Origin of the sequence: Streptomyces musisoli (assembly GCF_016741855.1) — a bacterium.
GTDB lineage: Bacteria > Actinomycetota > Actinomycetes > Streptomycetales > Streptomycetaceae > Streptomyces > Streptomyces musisoli.
The window spans coordinates 408,095-425,116 of record NZ_JAERRH010000002.1 but is presented as its reverse complement, the minus strand read 5'-3'; the positions used below and the strand labels follow the sequence as shown (position 1 = coordinate 425,116).

General features: G+C 73.6%; 16 protein-coding genes and 1 pseudogene. 7 read left to right on the top strand and 10 right to left on the bottom strand.

Features of this window, described 5'->3' with window-relative positions; translation table 11 throughout:
• Positions 1 to 32 precede the first annotated feature (32 nt).
• Positions 33 to 449 carry a Zn-ribbon domain-containing OB-fold protein gene (locus JK361_RS05705; protein WP_201814548.1) on the top strand — a complete coding sequence of 139 codons (417 nt, stop codon included), beginning with the start codon at positions 33 to 35 and terminating at the stop codon, positions 447 to 449.
• A gap of 379 nt (positions 450 to 828) precedes the next feature.
• Entirely contained in the window at positions 829 to 3,594 is a 2,766-nt protein-coding gene (locus tag JK361_RS05700) for a hypothetical protein (RefSeq protein ID WP_201814547.1), read from the top strand.
• A 21-nt stretch (positions 3,595 to 3,615) separates the two neighbouring features.
• On the opposite strand, the gene JK361_RS05695 is transcribed toward JK361_RS05700, so the two are convergent.
• Both JK361_RS05695 and JK361_RS05690 read right to left on the bottom strand, forming a co-directional pair.
• Entirely contained in the window at positions 3,616 to 4,002 is a 387-nt protein-coding gene (locus JK361_RS05695; protein WP_201814546.1) for a PPOX class F420-dependent oxidoreductase, read from the bottom strand.
• A gap of 70 nt (positions 4,003 to 4,072) precedes the next feature.
• A complete protein-coding gene (locus tag JK361_RS05690; RefSeq protein ID WP_201814545.1) occupies positions 4,073 to 5,251 on the bottom strand; it encodes a MalY/PatB family protein in 1,179 nt (392 codons plus the stop codon).
• 307 nt (positions 5,252 to 5,558) lie between these two features.
• Between JK361_RS05690 and JK361_RS05685 the strand changes: the two genes are divergently transcribed.
• Both JK361_RS05685 and JK361_RS05680 read left to right on the top strand, forming a co-directional pair.
• The gene (locus tag JK361_RS05685; protein ID WP_201814990.1) at positions 5,559 to 6,389 is read left to right on the top strand and encodes an SAM-dependent methyltransferase; all 831 of its coding nucleotides are present in this window, start codon (positions 5,559 to 5,561) and stop codon (positions 6,387 to 6,389) included.
• 124 nt (positions 6,390 to 6,513) lie between these two features.
• Entirely contained in the window at positions 6,514 to 7,887 is a 1,374-nt protein-coding gene (locus JK361_RS05680) for a S1 family peptidase (RefSeq protein WP_201814544.1), read from the top strand.
• An 89-nt stretch (positions 7,888 to 7,976) separates the two neighbouring features.
• Here JK361_RS05680 and JK361_RS05675 read toward each other — a convergent pair whose 3' ends face one another.
• The 3 genes from JK361_RS05675 to JK361_RS05665 form a co-directional block, all read right to left on the bottom strand.
• Complete coding sequence (locus JK361_RS05675; protein WP_201814543.1) at positions 7,977 to 8,162, bottom strand: hypothetical protein; 186 nt, start codon at positions 8,160 to 8,162, stop codon at positions 7,977 to 7,979.
• A gap of 377 nt (positions 8,163 to 8,539) precedes the next feature.
• Positions 8,540 to 9,235 carry a L,D-transpeptidase family protein gene (locus tag JK361_RS05670; RefSeq protein ID WP_201814542.1) on the bottom strand — a complete coding sequence of 232 codons (696 nt, stop codon included), beginning with the start codon at positions 9,233 to 9,235 and terminating at the stop codon, positions 8,540 to 8,542.
• Positions 9,236 to 9,383: 148 nt separating this feature from the next.
• Positions 9,384 to 10,772 (bottom strand): aminotransferase-like domain-containing protein, encoded by a 1,389-nt coding sequence (locus tag JK361_RS05665; protein ID WP_201814541.1) that lies wholly within the window; start codon positions 10,770 to 10,772, stop codon positions 9,384 to 9,386.
• 76 nt (positions 10,773 to 10,848) lie between these two features.
• On the opposite strand from JK361_RS05665, the gene JK361_RS05660 reads away from it, so the two are divergent.
• On the top strand, positions 10,849 to 12,237 hold the full coding sequence (locus JK361_RS05660) for a pyridoxal phosphate-dependent decarboxylase family protein (protein ID WP_201814540.1): 1,389 nt from the start codon (positions 10,849 to 10,851) through the stop codon (positions 12,235 to 12,237).
• A gap of 133 nt (positions 12,238 to 12,370) precedes the next feature.
• On the opposite strand, the pseudogene JK361_RS05655 reads toward JK361_RS05660, so the two are convergent.
• A pseudogene (locus JK361_RS05655) lies at positions 12,371 to 12,589 on the bottom strand (SDR family NAD(P)-dependent oxidoreductase); the annotation flags it as partial.
• Positions 12,590 to 12,638: 49 nt separating this feature from the next.
• On the opposite strand from JK361_RS05655, the gene JK361_RS05650 reads away from it, so the two are divergent.
• Positions 12,639 to 13,178, top strand: coding sequence for a hypothetical protein (locus JK361_RS05650; RefSeq protein ID WP_201814538.1), 540 nt, complete (start codon positions 12,639 to 12,641; stop codon positions 13,176 to 13,178).
• Here the strand turns inward: JK361_RS05650 and JK361_RS05645 are convergent.
• From JK361_RS05645 to JK361_RS05630, 4 genes are all read right to left on the bottom strand, one after another.
• The gene (locus JK361_RS05645) at positions 13,169 to 14,083 is read right to left on the bottom strand and encodes an SDR family oxidoreductase (protein ID WP_201814537.1); all 915 of its coding nucleotides are present in this window, start codon (positions 14,081 to 14,083) and stop codon (positions 13,169 to 13,171) included. The genes JK361_RS05650 and JK361_RS05645 overlap by 10 nt on opposite strands.
• Positions 14,084 to 14,211: 128 nt before the next feature.
• Positions 14,212 to 14,841 (bottom strand): MBL fold metallo-hydrolase, encoded by a 630-nt coding sequence (locus JK361_RS05640; RefSeq protein WP_201814536.1) that lies wholly within the window; start codon positions 14,839 to 14,841, stop codon positions 14,212 to 14,214.
• A complete protein-coding gene (locus JK361_RS05635; RefSeq protein WP_201814535.1) occupies positions 14,841 to 15,929 on the bottom strand; it encodes an S-(hydroxymethyl)mycothiol dehydrogenase in 1,089 nt (362 codons plus the stop codon). The genes JK361_RS05640 and JK361_RS05635 overlap by 1 nt, the downstream gene beginning before the upstream one ends.
• Positions 15,930 to 16,178: 249 nt before the next feature.
• On the bottom strand, positions 16,179 to 16,484 hold the full coding sequence (locus JK361_RS05630; RefSeq protein ID WP_201814534.1) for a hypothetical protein: 306 nt from the start codon (positions 16,482 to 16,484) through the stop codon (positions 16,179 to 16,181).
• A 172-nt stretch (positions 16,485 to 16,656) separates the two neighbouring features.
• On the opposite strand from JK361_RS05630, the gene JK361_RS05625 reads away from it, so the two are divergent.
• A complete protein-coding gene (locus JK361_RS05625) occupies positions 16,657 to 17,022 on the top strand; it encodes a nuclear transport factor 2 family protein (RefSeq protein ID WP_201814533.1) in 366 nt (121 codons plus the stop codon).

Genomic DNA, 17,022 nt, shown 5'->3' with positions numbered 1-17,022 from the left:
GGATTCCGGCCGAGCGCAGGGAGTTGACCAGCGTGTACCACCACTCAGCAAGCACCTCGCACCCGGCGGCCGGATCCGCGACGGGTGTTCTCGAACCCTCCGCCGCGGACTCCAAGGACGCCATCCACTTCCAGCGCTGCACCTGGTGCGGCACCGCGATGTACCACCGGCTGCTGTGTCCGGTGTGTCAGGGCAGTGAACTGCGTACCGAGCGCAGCGAGGGTGTCGGCACGGTCCGCCACTCCACCGTGGTGCACCGCAACACGCCGGTGGCACGCAACGTGTCGCTGATAGAGATGGCCGAGGGGTTCGTCGTGCGGGGCCGGGTCATGGGCCCGCCCATCGGCATCCACAGCGGCGACCGGGTCCGGCTGTCCACCGCCCAGGACGCGGTCCGCGGCGAGCCCGTCTTCCAGCTGCTGGACGAGCCGTACCGGGCCTGGACCTGACAGCCGCACGCGGCCGGCAGGCGGCGCCCCCGCCCGCCACCGGTCGCCCGGGCCCCGAACCGAGCGCGTAGAAAGCGCCGTTGGGTTCGAGACTCCGCTCACGGCACGCTTTCGGCCACCCGCGCCAGTCCGATGCGGGTGGCCGAACCGGGCGTGCCGCAGGCGCCGTTGGGGCCCGAGAATCCGCCCACGGCACGCTTTCGGCCACCCGCATCGGTACGGTCCGGGGCGCCCGCACGACCCGCTCTCCCGGCGGGCCCCCGATGTGATCCATCACTTTCTCCTCACAGGCAACCCACAGCCTCCCCTCTCCATCCTCCGGGAGCGAGGGACGCCCCGGACGGCCGGGACGTCCGAGGTCGGGGTCCGAGGAGGAACAGTGGTCCGTGCCCGGCACATATGGGTGACCGCCGCCGCGTTGTTCGCGGTGGCGGGAGCATCCCCGGGGGTGGCCGTCGCCCACTCCCAACCAGTGGGCGGGGAAGGGGCGTCGACGGCCCAGGACGGCACACCGCTGCCACCGGGGTGGCGGCTGTCCGGCGGGGCGTCGGCGCCGCAGCTGGTGTGGCGGTCGGACCGGCAGGTGCCGATGGGGGACGCGCGCGTCGAATTCCGGTCCTCGACCGGGCTGTTGGGCGTGCCACGGCCGGGCGCGGACGGGCACACGTTCCGGCTGCCGCTCGACGGACGCCGGCCGGCGCAGCTGCACGGGCTGGAGGTGTGGTCCGGCGGGCAGCGGCTGGACGCGCGGGAGACGGACGGTGCCGCATCGGCTCCCCGGCTGCCGGCGCCGCTGCCGGCGAACGGCGTGGACCCGGGCAAGCCCGGCGCGTACCGCACCAAGACCGGCGAGTACGCCCTGAACTCGGTCCGGCTGCCGGGCCTCACGGCTCCGGTGGAGATGCGCGCGGTGGTCGTCGCACCGGTCGGCGCGTCCGGCAAGCGCCCCCTCGCGCTGTTCCTGCACGGCCGTCACTACACCTGCTACAAGGGGCGCGAGGACATCACCGGTGACTGGCCCTGCAAGGCCGGCACCAAGCCCGTGCCGAGCCACCGCGGGTATCTGCGGGACCAGAAACTGCTGGCATCCCAGGGCTACATGACCGTGTCCATCTCCGCCAACGGCATCAACGGGCAGGACTTCGCGGCGGAGGACGGCGGCGCCCAGGCGCGGTCGTCGCTGGTGCGGCTGCACCTGGCCCGGTGGGCCGGCTGGGCCGAACACCCCGAGACCGCGCCGAAGGTGGTCCGCGAGGCGCCCCGCGCCGATCTGTCGCGGGTGCTGCTGGTCGGACACTCGCGGGGCGGCGAGGGCGTCAACCGGGCCGCGCTGGACAGCCTCGCCCCGCCGCCCGCCGACCAGGACGGCTACCACGGGCCGGTGCGCTGGCACGTCCGGGGCACGGTCCTGATCGGCCCGACCGTCTTCGGACAGAACCCGGTGCCCGACGTCCCGTCGGTGAGCATCCTGCCGGGCTGTGACGGCGACGTCTCCGACCTCCAGGGCCAGGTGTACGTCGACGGGACCCGCGCGGTCAGCAACGGCACCGCGCTGCACAGCGCGGTGTACGTGATCGGCGCCAACCACAACTTCTTCAACTCGGAGTGGACCCCGGGCCAGGCCGCGGCCCCCGCCGAGGACGACTTCTCCGACGACCCGCAGCACCACGACCCGGTGTGCGCCAAGCGGGCCGCGACCCGGCTGACCGCCGACCAGCAGCACCGCGCCGGTTCCACGTACATCGCCGCCGCCGCGCGGCTCTTCCTCGCCGGGGACGACCGGGTACGGCCGCTCCTGGACGGCTCCGGCAAGCGGGTGCCGTCGGCGGACCCGGCCCGGGTGCTGAGCCATGCGGTGGGCGCCCGCCGGAGCGGCGGGTTCCTGCCGGACGGCGGGGTATCGGTGACCGGCGGCAAGCTGTGCGCCGCGGTGGACCCGAGCCCGGCCAGGACCTGCCTGGGCGCGGCCGCCAAGGGCTCCTCGCCGCACTTCGCACTGTGGGAGACGGACCGGGAGGCCGGCCGGCACGCGATCGCGCTGCGCTGGACGCGCGCGGGCACGCCGGCCCGGGTGACCGCCAGGACGCCGGTCTCGCTGTCCGGGTCCACGGCACTGTCGCTGCGGCTGTTCGTGCCGCCGAACTCGCGGGGTACGCAACTGGACGTGTCCGTGACCGACGCCTCCGGCAAGAAGGCCAGGCTCGGCCGGGTCAAGCCGGACGGGCTGCCGGGCAGTGAGCGGACCGCCTCGTACTGGGCGCAGGAGGTCCGGCTGCCGCTGACCGCGGCGACCCGTGCCGGACTCGACCTGGGATCGGTCAAGTCCCTGGAGCTGACGCCTCGTTCGGCGTCGGGACGGGCCTGGCTCATGGACGCGTGGGGCTGGCGGCCCGGGACGCCGGCGGTGCGCACCGACGCGCTGCCGCGCGTGGACGTCGGCCGGACCACCGTCGACGAGGGCGACTCGGGTGTGCGCACCTACCGGGTTCCGGTGCGGGTGACGGGCCAGGGCGGCAGCGGCCAGGTCCGGGTGTACGTCATGGACCCGGTCACCGGCAAGGCCACGGGCCGGCTGGTCACGGTGCGTCCGGGCGGTGACGGCATCGACGTGCCGGTCGAGGTGAAGGGCAACACGCGGTACGGCACCGATGTGTCGTACGACGTCCTGGTCAAGGCGGTCCACGGCGTGGTCGTCGGCTCCTACCGCGGCGGGCTCACCGTCCACGACGACGATCCCGCGCCGAAGATGACCGTCAAGCCCGTCGCCGGCAAGGTCGCCGAGGGAAAGTCGCTGAAGTGGCGGGTGTCGCTGTCCGAGGCGGTGGACGTGGACATGAGCGCCATGTTCCAGGTCGCGCCGGCCACCGCGCCGGAGCTGTCCACGAAGGACGTGCCGGCGACCTGGCTGCGGGACACCTCCGGTGAGAGGCCGGACCCCGCGCGTCCGCTGTCCAAGGTGGACGGGCTCTACCTGTGGGCGGACATCCCGTCGGGGCGTACCAGCGTGGACATCACCCTGCCCACGGTCAAGGACCGGGTCCGGGAGTCCACCGAGTCGGTGCGGTTCCGGCAGCTCGATATGCGGACCGGAGAGCCGCAGGCCGGCGGCCTGGAACTGAAGGGTTCGGTGCTGGACGCGTCGTAGGACGCGCCTCCCGGGTGGCCCTCATTCCCCGAGGGTCACCCGGATGCCGACCGTGCCGTCCACACCCCGCCGGAGCCGGCTGCCCAGCAGGGTGAGCCGGCCGACGAGTCCGTACTTGCGGGCGATCAGGCCCCGGTAGCGGGCGGTGGTGGCCGGGTCGGTGAGTTCGGCGGTGGCCGGCAGTTGGTCACCGGTGGGGTTGCCGCGCAGGTCGCAGGGGCCGACGAGGACGTCGGGGCGGCGCCTGATCCGCTTGACCTTCCAGCTGTCGGCGGCCGTCCACACGCCCAGGGTGCCGTCGTCCCGGACCACCCACACCGGGGTGGCGACGGGGGTTCCGTCCTTGCGGTAGCTGGTCACCAGCAGGTATTTGCCGGAGCCGAGCCGGCCGAGCCGCGTGTCGTCCATGCCCGCAGTCTAGGAGGCGGCCCGCTGCCCGAGGAGGGGCGGCGGGCGGCGCCCTCCGGAGGGCCGCGGGTCAGTCGAGGGCCGCCGCCATCCGCCGTACCGCCTCGGTGAGGATCTCGGGCGAGGTGGCCAGGTTCAGACGTGCGTGCCCCCTGCCGCCGGTGCCGAAGGGCAGGCCGGAGCTGAGGGCCACCCGGCCGCGGTCGAGGAAGACCCGGGCGGGATCGTCTCCGAGGCCGAGGGCACGGCAGTCGAGCCAGGCGAGGAAGGTGGCCTCGGCGGCGTGCGCGCGGATCCCGGGCAGCCGGTCGGCCAGCAGCCCGGTGAGCAGGGCCCGGTTGGCGCGCAGCCCGGCCAGCAGGGCGTCGAGCCAGCCGGTGGCGTCCCGCAGGGCGGCGGTGTGCGCGATGACGCCGACATGGCTGGGACCGTGGCTCACCTCCTCGGGCAGCCGGGCGAGGTCGGCGGCGGCGGCCGGGCCGGCGAGGGCCAGCGCCGCCTTGAGGCCGGCCAGGTTCCAGCCCTTGGAGGCCGACATCAGCGACAGGCCGCGCTCGGCGCCGGGCACGCTCAGGTAGGGCACGAAGGGGACGCCCGGGGTGACGAGCGGGGCGTGGATCTCGTCGGCGACGACCCGGACGCCGTACCGCTCGGCGAGGCCGGCGACGGCGCCGAGTTCGGCGGCGGTGTGCACGGTGCCGGTCGGGTTGTGCGGGCTGCACAACAGGTAGGCGGCCCGGCCGCCGTGTGCGGTGGCCTCCCGGAACGTCTCCTCCAGGATGCCCGGGTCCAGGCGCAGCCCGGCACCGAGCGGAGCCTCCACGACCCGGCGGTCCATGTGGGTCACGAACTGGAAGAACGGCGGATACACGGGCGGGTTGACGATCACCGGGTCGCCGGGCCCGGTGACCAGTCTGAGCATCTCGACCACGCCGAGCATCACGTCCGGGACGATCGCGGTCCGCTCCGGGGCGACGCCGTCCCAGTTCCAGCGTTCGGCGGCGAAGGCGGCGAGCGCCTCGGCGTAGGCGGTGCCGGCGGGATACCCGGTGTCGCCGAGGGCGAGTGCGTCCGTGACGGCGCGGACGACGGGTTCGGCGAGGGGGACGTCCATCTCGGCCACCCACACGGGCAGGACGTCGTCGGGGTAGGTGCGCCATTTCATGCTCGTACGACGTCGCAGCCGCTCCAGTCCGAGCGCGCGCAGCGGATCCGGTTCGCCGGGTGTGTCGTGCGGGATGCTGGTCATGGGGCTCAAGATAGGGGGCCGTGGGGCGTACCGCCCGCGGCCGTGGGGAACCGTGCGTGCCGGCGGCCCGCGCCGCCGTGGGCAACCGTGCGTGCCGACAGCCCGTGCGGTCGTGCGCGCCGGCGGCCCGCGCCGCCGTGGCGCGGCCGGGCCGGTCACCCGGTGGCCGTACCGCTCCGCGGTCCGGGCCGCTCCGGCCGGGCAAATCCCGGGCCGGGCCGCGGAGATCAACTGGGGCGTCTAGATTGCGTCCTGCACGGTGTATCTCTTGTCAGGCATCTCATCAGGCACCCAGGAGCTGACCCTCGTGACCGACAACCCGGCAGCCACCAACGACGTGGCCGCGTCGCTGCGCGCCCGCATCAACACCGGCCAGCCGCACACCGCCCGGATCTGGAACTACTGGCTCGGCGGCAAGGACAACTACGAGGTCGACCGCGCGGCCGGCGACCAGATCCGCCGACTGCACCCGGGGATCGGGGAGTACGCGCGTGCCGACCGGCTCTTCCTCGGCCGCGCCGTGCGCCACCTGGTCGGCGAGGTGGGCATCCGGCAGTTCCTGGACATCGGCACCGGGCTGCCCACCGCCGACAACACGCACGAGGTGGCCCAGCGGATCGCGCCGGAGTCCCGGATCGTGTACGTCGACAACGACCCGCTGGTCCTGGCGCACGCGCGTGCGCTGCTGACCAGCACGCCCGAGGGCCGTACCGACTACCTGGACGAGGACCTGCGCAACGTCGACGCGATCATCGAACACGCGGCGAAGACGCTGGACTTCAGCCGGCCGGTTGCGCTGATCCTGCTCGGCGTGGTCATCTTCATCGGCGACGAGGAGGACCCGTACGGCCTGGTACGGCAGTTGACGGACCGGCTGCCGTCGGGCAGCCACCTGGTGCTGTCGCACACCATCACCAGCCCGTCGATGCCGGACGTGGACGAGGCGGTGAAGTTCTGGAACGAGCACGGCACGCCGAAGCTCACGCAGCGCAGGCCCGAGGACGTGACCCGGTTCTTCGACGGGCTGGAGCTGCTGGAGCCGGGCGTGGTGTCCTGCTCGCGATGGCGGCCGCAGCACGATCACGGGGCCGAGCCGGAGGAGGTCGCCATGTTCGGCGGGGTGGCCCGCAAGAACTGAGTCTCGCCGTGGGTGAACGCCGCCGTCACGGACGCCGTATGGAGGAGCGGGCCCTCGACGATCCGGGGGCTCCGCGGTGCCGGTTGGGGCATCGCGCGTTCGGGTTCGGCTTCGGGAGCCATGCATGCGGCACGCACGACGACGGGTCGTCCGGCGAGTGACACGGCTGGCGGCGGTCGGCGGACTTCTCCTGGGGGGTGCGATGGTCGCCCAGGCGGCCATGGCGAGCGAGACTCCGCCGGCGTCCGGCAGAACGCTCGGCTCCGCCGGGGACACCGGCACCGCGCTGGTGGCGCGGCTCGGCACCGCCCGTACGGCGGGCAGCTGGATCGGCGCCGACGGGCGCCCGGTGGTGGCGGTGACCGACGAGTCGGCCGCGCGGACCGTCCGGCAGGCCGGGGCCGAGGCGAAGGTCGTGCCGCACAGCATGGACGAGCTGAAGTCGGCGACGGCGGCGCTGCGTTCGGCGCCCCGGGTGGCGGGCACGGCCTGGGCGGTGGACTACCGGACCAACCGGGTCGTGGTGCGGGCGGACCGCACGGTGTCCGCCGGTGACTGGTCCCGGCTGTCCGGGGTCGCCGGGAGGATCGGCGGTTTCGTGCACATGGAGCGTACGAAGGGTTCGTTCACCACGCGGCTGAACGGCGCCCAGCCGATCCTGTCGACCGGCGGTCGCTGCTCCGCTGGGTTCAACGTGACCAACGGGCAGTCCGACTTCATCCTCACGGCCGGCCACTGCGGGCCCGCCGGGGTCACCTGGTTCGCCGACAACCAGGGCGACCGGCAGCTCGGCAACACCGTCAACAGCTCCTTCCCCGGCAGCGACTTCTCGCTCGTGCAGTACGCCGGCGGCAAGGCCGGAGCGGGTGCCGACGTCGTAGCGATCGGCGGCGGCAAGGGGGTGCGGATCACCGGGGCCGCCGATCCGTCGGTCGGGCAGCGGGTGTTCCGCAGCGGCAGCACCAGCGGGCTGCGCGACGGCCGGGTCACCGCGCTGAACGCGACCGTCAACTATCCCGAGGGGACGGTGACCGGGCTCATCGAGACCGACGTGTGCGCCGAACCGGGCGACAGCGGCGGTCCGATGTTCTCCGAGGGCATCGCGCTCGGTGTCACCTCGGGCGGCAACGGCGACTGCACGACGGGCGGTACGACGTTCTTCCAGCCGGTGACCAAGGCGATGGCCACGCTCGGGGTCCGGCTGATCGTGTCGGCGCAGAACGCGGGCGGCGCCCAGGGTGGCGGCCCCGCCTCGCCGCCGGCCGGCGCGTCCCAGGGCGCGATGGCCCCGAGCGCTGCCTCACCGGGCTCCTCGGCGCCGGTCACGGGCGGGGCGGAGGGCAGCACCCTGCTGGCGCGGCTGACGGACACCCGGAACGTCGGGCCCGGACTGCTGTTGATCGCGGGCAGTCTGATCGCGCTGGTCGCGACCCGGTACATCCGGGCCGAGCAGGACCGCAAGGCCTACCAGCGGTACTACTCGGCGACCTGGGGCTGACGGGCGACGCTGGCCCCGGCCCGGAGCCGGGGGTACGACGAGAAGGGCACCCGTGCGGTCACGGGTGCCCTCGACGTGTGCGGGGTCGGTCAGGCCGCCCGGCGCGACCGCGGGGCCGCGGCGGCCCACTCCATCACGAGGCGCTGGTACTCGGCGCGCTGCTCGGTGGTCAGTGTCCCGCCCGACCGGCGCCACAGGGCCCGGATCTCCTCGTTGACCTCCGCGGCCGATCGCTCGGAGGCGGTTTCAACAGTGGTGGACATGCTGTGAAGCATATGCCGCCTGAGGTGAAGGCGCTGTGAGTAAGTACCCGCGATACGGACATTCCGGACCGTGTTACTCATCACGTCAATGTGTCAAGGGGAAGTGGGAATTCACTGGCCGGTCAGGCCGATGACCAGCACCTGGATCGCCAGGACTGCCGCGCCGCGCGCCGGTCGTGGAAGTCGGAGACCTCGTCTTGCGCGACCAGGGTGCCGAGGGCGCGGGCGGCCTCGTCGACACGCGCACGCTGACCCCGTGAACGCGTGGGTGGCCGCCCGCTACGCCCTGCCGGGCATCGTCGCGCACGAGTAGGCACGGCAGGGCGGGGTGCGGCCGGGGATCCCGGACCTCGGGGACGCCCCCGAGGCGTGACGGGACCGACGCGGGCTCAGGTGCCCGGCTTGCGGCCGTAGACGAAGACGTCGTCGCCGTTCCTCAGCAGCGACCAGTACTTCTTGGCGGTCGCCGTGGTCATGTTGACGCAGCCGTGCGAGCCCGGCGGGTTCCACATGCTCAGGCCCACCGAGTGGAAGGCCTGACCGCCGTCGAAGAACTGGCTGTAGGGCATCGGCACGTCGTAGATGTTCGAGACGTGGTCGATGTCCCGCCAGTAGATCTTCTTCAGACCGGTGCGGGTCTCGTAGCCGTCGCGTCCCGTGCGCACGGGCACCGGGCCGTAGACGAGCCGGCTGCCGTCCTGGATCCAGCTGAGCTGGAGCGTGAGGTTCACGCAGGCGATCCGGCCCTTGTTCGTCGGGCACCTGCCGTCCCTGTTCGGCTTGCTGCCGACGGCCTTCTGCTTGTTCATCAGGTCCATCACGCCCCACGTGACGGGACCGGCGTAGCCGATGTTCGGCGTGATGCCGTGCTTGTTCTGGAAGGCCTGGATGGCCTTGCAGTCGGCGGCGGACTGCTTGCCGTCGACCGGTCGGCCCAGGAACTTCTCCACCTGCTTCTGGTACGGCCCCGTCGCTGTGGTGCAGCTCGCGGCCTGCGCCGGTGCCGCGGTGAAGGCGAGCGCGAGCGGCGCCACCAGTCCCGTGACACCCAGTGCGACGACACCTCGTCTGTGTATGCCCCCCATGGCGGCTCTTCCCCTTCCGGTTCCCTGGTGGTTCGCCCGGTCCTCCCCCGGGTGTTCCCCAGCGCGATTCCCGCGGTCTCGGACTACTAGACCCGGTCGGGCAAGGCATGGTTGTGTTTCCGGTCAGGCTGTGACGAAACGGTGAAGTTCAGACCGTACTGCACGCCCTGAGCAGCCCGACCGCCCGGGTCAGGGTCTCCGGTGTCGCCGTGAACGGCAGGCGGAGGTGCCGGGTCAGGGTGGTGCTGTCGGCGCTGAAACGGGGGCCGGGGGTGAGCGCCAGACCGCGTGCGGCGGCCCGCGCCGCGAGGTCGGTGGCCCGCGGGCCCGCGCCGCCGAGGTGCAGCCACAGGGTCAGCCCGCCCGCCGGGACGGTGTACGTCCAGCCGGTGCCGGCGAGCAGCGCGGCGAGGTGGTCGCGCTGGGCGCGCAGCCGGGTGCGCCGGTCGGCGAGCACCGACGGGAACGGTTCACCGAGGAGTTCGGCGGCGATGAGCTGCTCCAGGGGCGGCGGTGCGAGCTGCGCCTGGAGCGGACCGGCCCGCAGCTGTCGTACCAGGTCCGCGGTGGCCCGGATCCAGCCGACCCTGAGGCCGCTCCACAGGGTCTTGCTCGCGGAGCCGATCTGGACCACCCGGGGCCCGGCGAGGTGGGGTTCGGTGCCGGGCGGAGTTCTCAGGTCCAGGTCGCGCATGGTCTCGTCGGCGAGGACCGTCAGTCCGTGGCGGTCGGCGAGCGCGGCGACCGTCCGGCGGCCGGTCGCCGTCATGTGGGCGCCGGTCGGGTTGTGGAAGTCGGGGACCAGGTAGGCGAGTCGGGGGCGGTGCCGGCGTACGGCGGCGGCCAGGTGGGCGGTGTCCCAGCCGTCCGCGGCCGACACGGGGACCGGCAGCAGGCGGGCCCGGCGCGCGCGGAGCAGGGCGAGGGCGCCGGGGTAGGTGGGGCTCTCCACCACCACGGGTGCCCTGCGGTCGGTGTGCAGGTGCTCCAGGAGCAGGGTGAGGGCGGCCTGGGCGCCGGCGGTGACCAGGATCTGCTCGGGGCGGGTGGGGAGGCCGGCACGGGTGTAACGGTCCGCCAGGAGTTCGCGGAGCCGGGGCAGGCCGGCCGTGGCGACTCCGGAGTCCACGAGCAGGGGTGCGCTCAGCTCGGTGGCGCGGGTGAGGGCGGCGCGGTAGGCGTCGTGGGGTGCGGCGGTCACCGCGAGGGTGAGGTCCAGGCCGGCGTCGGGGGCGCCGCCCCGGTCGAGGGACCAGGGCGTGGTGCGCTCGGTGAGACGGGCGGGCAGGCGTACGGCGCTGCCGCTGCCGTGCCGGGTGTGCAGCCAGCCGTCGGCGCGCAGCAGGCTGAGCGCGGCGACCACCGTGCCGCGGCTGAGGCGCAGGGTGCGGGCCAGTTCCCGTTCCGAGGGCAGCCGGGTGCCGACCGGGAGCCGGCCGTCGACGACGGCGTCCCGGACCGCCGCGGCCAGGGTGCGGGCGAGGGGGCCGGGCCGGGCGCGCCAGTCGCCGAGCGCGGCGACGAATCCAGAGTCCACCGGTCCATTTTTACTGGTCCAGTCGGCGCGGATTGGACCAGGCACCGGCCGTGCGCCGCGGTCTACGCTGCGGCGCATGGACCGCACTCTCGCCGACGATCTCTCCCGGCTCCCCGAACTGCTCCAGGCCGCCCGTGACGTCGCCGCCCGGGAGGCGGCGGGGCTGGCCGGCCGGCCGGTCGCCGCGCCCGGCCGAAGTCCCGGGCGGGCGCCGCTCCCGGCCGGGGGCGCGGGGGCCGACGGTGCCCTTGCGCGGTTCGCCGAGCGGTGGGCGCCCGGCTTCTCCGGTTCGGCCGGCCCGCGCTACCTCGGCTTCGTGACCGGCGGGGCGACGCCCGCGTCCGTCGCCGGGGACTGGCTGACGTCCGTGTTCGACCAGAACCTGTCCGGGGCCGGCGGCTCCTGGGCGCAGGAGCTGGAGCGGGAGACGGTGGTGTGGCTGCGCGAGCTGTTCGGGCTGGGCGAGGCGCACAGCGGGGCGTTCGTGACGGGCGCCACGGTGTCCAATACGGTCGGGCTGGCCATCGGCCGGGAGTGGGCCGGGGAACGGCTGGGCGTGGACGTCTCCCGGGAGGGTGCCGCGGCACTGGGTCCGCTCGAAGTGCTCTCGGGCAGCCCGCACTCCAGTGTCGCCAAGGCGATGTCGGTGCTGGGCCTCGGGCGGGACCGGCTGCGGCGGGTGCCGCTGCTGCCCGGCAACCGGGAGGCCGTTGACGTGGCCGCGCTGGAGGCGGCGCTGACCGAGCGGGCCGGCCGGCCGGTGATCGTCGTCGCGAACGCGGGCACCGTGAACACCGTCGACTTCGACGACCTGCGGGCGATCGCGGCGCTGAAGGAGCGCTACGACTTCTGGCTGCACGTGGACGGGGCGTTCGGCGCCTTCGCCGCGCTCAGTCCGGAGCACGCCGCGCTGGTCGACGGGCTGGACGCGGCCGACTCGGTCTGTGTGGACCTGCACAAGTGGCTCAACGTCCCCTATGACGCGGCCGTACAGTTCACCCGGCGCCGCGATCTCCAGGTGGCGGTGTTCCACAACGCCTCGCCGTATCTGGGGCTGCCGGAGGGCGAGCCCGACTTCCTGCATCTGACTCCGGAGAACTCGCGCCGGCTGCGGGCCCTGCCGGCCTGGTTCTCGCTGGTGGCGTACGGGCGGGCGGGGCACCGGGAGATCGTGGAGCGCAACGTCGCCCTGGCCCGGCGGCTCGGCGCGGGCGTCGAGGCGCTGCCGGGTCTGCGGCTGCTGGCCCCGGTCCGGCTCAACGTCGTCTGTTTCACCCTCGCCGAGGACCCGTCGCAGGAGCGGGTGGCGGGGCTGGCCCGGGCGGTCACCGCGTCCGGGGAGGCGTACATGACGCCGACGGTGTACGGCGGGGTGCCCGGGCTGCGTGCCGCGTTCAGCAACTGGCGCACCACCGAGGCCGACACCGAGCGGGTGCTCCGGGCTCTGGCGGCGGCCTCGGGCTGACGCCGGTGCCCGCCTGACTCGCACCGGCGGTCAGGAAGGGCGCCGGACGGCCGCGTGGAAGCCGGTGTTGGCGGCGGCCTCGGGCTGACGCCGGTGCCCGCCTGACTCGCACCGGCGGTCAGGAAGGGCGCCGGACGACCGCGCGGTCGGCCGCGTCGCAGGCGAACGCCTCGGCGGCGAGGCCCCGTTGGCGCAGGGCGGAGGCGGTCCGCTCCGCCTCGGGCAGGTCCCGGTCGGTCAGCAGGACCCGGCCGCCCTCCTCGGCGAGCCGCCGGGCGACGGCCGCGCCGATTCCGCGGGCGGCGCCCGTGACGAGAACCGCGTGTCCTGCGAAGCGCTTGAGATCGGTCATGGAGAGACGGTACGAGCGGAACGATCAACACCACAGGTAGCGTGCCCGCATGGCGTCCTTCCTTCAGCAACTCCCGGCCCTGATCGGCGTCGTGATAGGCGCGCTGGGCTCGTACCTGGCGGTGGTCCGGAGCGACCGGGCGAGGTTCCGGCGCGAGCAGGCGGCCCGCTGGGAGGAGAGGCGGCTTGCGGTGTACTCCGACTACGCGCGCACGCTCAAGCGGGCGGTGACGCTGACGTACCGGGTCGCCGCCCATCTCGGCAACGACCCGCATCCGCATCCGCTGTCGCCGCAGGAGGCGGAACCGCTGCTGGCCCAGGCGGCCCTCGACCGGGACCCGGCCGGGGAGGCGCTGCTCCTGCTGGGCAGCCCGGCGGTGGTGGAGAAGGCCCGGGTCTGGGTCGTGACGGCGATGGAGATGGAGCGGTTCCTCCGGGCGGAGACCCGTGATCCGCGGACCTGGCAGGAGCTGCTGGAGCGGCAGCGCGCCGGCCGCGAGGGCTATTACGCGGCCGTGCGGGAGGACCTGGCGCTGCCGCCGGGCCACCCGGCCCGCTGGCCGCTGCCGGCCGCGAGCGGTCAGCGGTAGCCGGTGGTGTCGGCCGGCTTGCCCGCGTCCTGCACCTCGACCAGGTACCGCCAGGCGTCCGGCCGGCTGCCGTCGAGGTCGGTGAAGCCGTACTCCCGGGCGAGGCCGCCGCTGGACAGCGACTGTCCGTTGAAGCGGGACACGTCGGGGTCGGCGGCCAGGGCGGCGACGGCACGGCCGGTGTAGCGGGGGGTCTCGGAGATGGCGCAGTGCGGTTCGCGCTCCAGCGCGCGTCGCCAGTCGTCCTCGCGGACGCCGTACGCCTCCAGCATGATCTCCGAGCGCATCCAGCCGGGGGTCAGGGCCACGGCCGTCGCGCCGCGCGGGCCGAGTTCGTGCCCGAGGGCGAAGGCCATCCGCAGCACGGACGACTTGGCCAGGTCGTAGAAGAAGTTCACCCGGTAGGTGTCCCGGTTGTAGTCGGCGGTGCCGTCGGTGACCTCCACGACCAGGCCGCCGGGCCGGGCCAGCAGGAGCGGCAGCGCGCAGTGGCTGGTCACGGCGTGCGTCTCCACCGCGAGGCGGAGCAGCCGGAGCCCGTTGTCGAGGTCGTGCTCCCACACGGGGGTGTTCCACTCGAAGAGCTTCTCGCCGCCCCAGATGTCGTTGACGAGGACGTCGAGGCGGCCCTGTTCGTCCGCGATCCGGGTCACGAGGTCGCGGACGGCGGACCTGTCCAGGTGGTCGACCGGTACGGCGATGCCCCGTCCGCCGGCCGCGGTGACGAGGTCGGCGGTGTCCTCGATGGTCTCGGGGCGGTCGTACTCGGAGCGGCGGGCGCGGGTGCTGCGCCCGGTGACGTAGACGGTGGCGCCGGCCGCGCCGAGTTCGACGGCGATACCCCGCCCGGCGCCCCGGGTCGCCCCGGCGACCAGCGCCACCTTGCCTTCCATCGGTCCTGACATGTCCTGCCTCCCGTGTGGTGCGACTGCCGTGGTCCCTCACTGTCGCCGGGAAGCCGGACATCTTCTGTCGCCTTTTCCGGCGGTGCGTGCGTGACCTGCCGCACGCTCCGCCGGTGGTCCGGCCCCGTTCAGTGCCCGCGCTCGAGCCACTCCTGTAGGTGGGGTGCCTCCGCGCCGATGGTCGTGGCGTCACCGTGGCCGGTGAGGACCTTGGTCTCCGGCGGGAGGGTGAGGAGCCGGTCGCGGATGGACTCGATGATCGTCGGGAAGTGCGAGTAGGAGCGTCCGGTGGCGCCCGGGCCGCCCTGGAAGAGGGTGTCGCCCGTGAAGACGGTGCCGAGGCCGGGGGCGTACAGGCAGACGGCGCCCGGGGCGTGGCCGGGGGTGTGCAGGACGGTGAGGTCGGTGCCGGCCGCCTCGATGACCTGGCCGTCCTGGAGGTGCCGGGCGGGGTCGCGGTCGGGGTGGGTCTGCCTCCACAGCGGCAGGTCGTCGGGGTGCAGCCAGATGGTGGCGCCGGTGAGTTCGGCGAGGGCCGGCGCGGCGTTGACGTGGTCGTTGTGGGCGTGCGTGCACACGATGGCGATGAGGTGCCGGTCGTCGACGGCGTCGGCGATGGCCTTGGCGTCGTGGGCGGCGTCGATGACGATCACCTCCCGCTCGTCGCCGACGATCCACACGTTGTTGTCGACGTCCCAGGTGCCGCCGTCGAGGGTGAACTGACCGGAGGTGACGAGGCGTTCGATGCGCACGGTCATCAGAGCACCACCACCGAGCGCAGCACGTCGCCCTGGCGCATCCGCTCGAACGCCTGCTCCACCTCGTCCAGTCGGATGGTCTCGGTGACGAACGCGTCGAGCGGCAGGCGGCCCTGGAGGTGCAGGTCGATCAGCATGGGGAAGTCGCGGGTGGGCAGACAGTCGCCGTACCAGGAGGACTTGAGCGCGCCGCCGCGTCCGAAGACGTCCAGCAGGGGCAGTTCGACCTTCATCTCGGGGGTGGGGACGCCGACGAGGACGACGGTGCCGGCGAGGTCGCGGGCGTAGAAGGCCTGCTTGTAGGTCTCGGGGCGGCCGACTGCCTCGACGACGACATCGGCGCCGAAGCCGCCGGTCAGCTCGCGGACCGCCTCGACCGGGTCGGTCTCCTTGGAGTTGACGGTGTGGGTGGCACCCAGGGAGCGGGCCTTGTCGAGCTTGCGGTCGTCGATGTCCACGGCGATGATCCTCGCCGCGCCGGCGAGGTTCGCCCCGGCGACGGCCGCGCAGCCGACACCGCCGCAGCCGATGACGGCGACCGAGTCGCCCCGGCCGACGTTCCCGGTGTTGAGCGTGGCACCGAGGCCGGCCATCACACCGCAGCCGAGGAGGCCGGCGACCGCCGGGGAGACGGCCGGGTCGACCTTGGTGCACTGGCCGGCCGCCACCAGCGTCTTCTCGGCGAAGGCGCCGATGCCGAGGGCCGGGGAGAGTTCCTGCCCGGTGGCGGCTAGCGTCATCTTCTGCCGCGCGTTGTGGGTGTTGAAGCAGTACCAGGGCCGCCCGCGCAGGCAGGCCCGGCACTGCCCGCACACCGCACGCCAGTTGAGGACGACGAAGTCGCCGGGGGCGACGTCGGTGACGCCCTCGCCGACGGACTCCACGACGCCGGCGGCCTCGTGGCCGAGCAGGAAGGGGAAGTCGTCGGAGATGCCGCCCTGCTTGTAGTGCAGGTCGGTGTGACAGACCCCGCAGGCCTGGATGCGTACGACGGCTTCGCCGGGCCCCGGGTCCGGCACCACGATCGTCTCGACCCGTACGGGCTCGTCCTTGCCCGGTGCGATCACGCCGCGTACTTCCTGCGCCATGGTCTGGTCCCTTCTTCGATTGCCTTCGCCGCCGACCCTACGCGGGACCGATCGGTAGCGGGACGGACCACGACGGTGATCGTGAATCTTTCCGCCGCGCGCAACGGGAGGGCCCGGCAAGGACCGAGGGTCGCGCAGCTACGGGTCCGCCCGCCCGCTCCCTCCGCAGGATGGGGGCCGCCCCCTGCCGGGACGGCCCGCAGGGGTGGGGCCGCCCCTGCCGGGACGGCCCCCGGGTCCGGCGGCGGGTCAGGCCTCGACGGCGGGCAGCAGGCCCGTCACGGGCGTCACCAGACCGGCCACCTGCCACAGCTCGTTGAGCCGGTTCAGCTCGTTGACCTGGTTCAGCGCGCGCGCCTGCTCGGAGACCCGCGGGACCCCGGTCTTGTACTTCGCCGGGATGTCACTGACGGTGAGCGAGTCGAGCACGGCCATGGGGCTGATCTGCCCGGTGTCCGGCGTGCCCGCCTCGGCCGCGTTCGCCAGCGGCGCGGCAAGACCGGTGACGCCGGCGGCGAGACCGAGGGCGGCGACGATACGTCGTGTTGAGATCATGTCCTCAGCAACGGCCGCGGGTCCCGGCCGGACACGGGCGGCGGTACCCGCTCACCCGTGAGGCGGAGCGCGGCGGCTGCGCTTGCCGAGGCCGCCGGGGCGGAGGAGTCTCGAAGACGGGACCCGTGCGGCTCGCTCCCGGACGGGCCGCGGGCGCCTGAAGGAGGTCACCATGGGTACCGCGACGGGGTCCGCTTTCGACACCGAGACGCTGCGCCGGGGCATCGAGGGAAACACCGGCAACACCCTTCTGTCGCTCTACGCGGACGACGCGAAGATCCGCATCGTCGACCGCAACAACCAGCCCAGCCACCCCACGGTCCTGCAAGGCCGGGGCCAGATCGCCGAGTTGCTGGACGACATCTACCGCCGCGACATGACTCACAAGCTGGAGCAGTGCGTGATCCAGGGCGATCACGCCGCCTACAGCGAGTCCTGCGAGTACGAGGACGGCACCCGGGTGCTCGCCGAGTCGATGATCACCCTGCGGAACGGCAAGATCGCCGAACAGCTGATCATCCAGGCCTGGGACGAGTAG

What these genes read in the sequence shown, in the direction of transcription:
- JK361_RS05695 (WP_201814546.1), bottom strand. Translation starts at nt 4,002, where the DNA reads ATGGACGACACGCGGCTCGGCCGGCTCGGCTCCGGCAAATACCTGCTG.
- JK361_RS05690 (WP_201814545.1), bottom strand. Translation starts at nt 5,251, where the DNA reads ATGACCAGCATCCCGCACGACACACCCGGCGAACCGGATCCGCTGCGC.
- JK361_RS05680 (WP_201814544.1), top strand. Translation starts at nt 6,514, where the DNA reads ATGCGGCACGCACGACGACGGGTCGTCCGGCGAGTGACACGGCTGGCG.
- JK361_RS05675 (WP_201814543.1), bottom strand. Translation starts at nt 8,162, where the DNA reads ATGCTTCACAGCATGTCCACCACTGTTGAAACCGCCTCCGAGCGATCG.
- JK361_RS05670 (WP_201814542.1), bottom strand. Translation starts at nt 9,235, where the DNA reads ATGGGGGGCATACACAGACGAGGTGTCGTCGCACTGGGTGTCACGGGA.
- JK361_RS05660 (WP_201814540.1), top strand. Translation starts at nt 10,849, where the DNA reads ATGGACCGCACTCTCGCCGACGATCTCTCCCGGCTCCCCGAACTGCTC.
- JK361_RS05650 (WP_201814538.1), top strand. Translation starts at nt 12,639, where the DNA reads ATGGCGTCCTTCCTTCAGCAACTCCCGGCCCTGATCGGCGTCGTGATA.
- JK361_RS05645 (WP_201814537.1), bottom strand. Translation starts at nt 14,083, where the DNA reads ATGTCAGGACCGATGGAAGGCAAGGTGGCGCTGGTCGCCGGGGCGACC.
- JK361_RS05640 (WP_201814536.1), bottom strand. Translation starts at nt 14,841, where the DNA reads ATGACCGTGCGCATCGAACGCCTCGTCACCTCCGGTCAGTTCACCCTC.
- JK361_RS05635 (WP_201814535.1), bottom strand. Translation starts at nt 15,929, where the DNA reads ATGGCGCAGGAAGTACGCGGCGTGATCGCACCGGGCAAGGACGAGCCC.
- JK361_RS05630 (WP_201814534.1), bottom strand. Translation starts at nt 16,484, where the DNA reads ATGATCTCAACACGACGTATCGTCGCCGCCCTCGGTCTCGCCGCCGGC.
- JK361_RS05625 (WP_201814533.1), top strand. Translation starts at nt 16,657, where the DNA reads ATGGGTACCGCGACGGGGTCCGCTTTCGACACCGAGACGCTGCGCCGG.